This window comes from Psychrobacter sp. TB20-MNA-CIBAN-0197 (assembly GCF_040309765.1).
GTDB classification, from domain to species: Bacteria; Pseudomonadota; Gammaproteobacteria; order Pseudomonadales; family Moraxellaceae; genus Psychrobacter; species Psychrobacter submarinus.
Window position 1 is genome coordinate 1 of sequence record NZ_JBEOPC010000563.1, and the last position, 273, is coordinate 273.

The following is a 273-nucleotide window of genomic DNA, read 5'->3' on the forward strand; positions in this document are numbered from 1 at the left end:
GATTTGGTCTTATTGCGTACGTTAGAGTACGCTGCAACTTTTGGTATGAAAGTATTCTTTTATCCTGATGAGCCAAGTCTGTCCGGAGATGGGGTAGCACATGAAGGCTATATTGCTTCATATCATGGCTTACAAGGCATCCCTTGGATCGCTGAGACGGTAGCTCTATCTACTCAGCTATTGATGGTCGAAGAAACAGGTATCGCGGCTCACTTTAGCCAGTTATCTTGCAAATCATCAGTTGAGCTGATGCGCTGGGCAAAAGACAAAGGT

1 pseudogene is annotated in these 273 nt (G+C 45.1%); it reads left to right on the top strand.

What is annotated here, in order from left to right:
* Positions 1-273, top strand: a pseudogene (locus tag AAEY83_RS14970) (dihydroorotase); the annotation flags it as partial.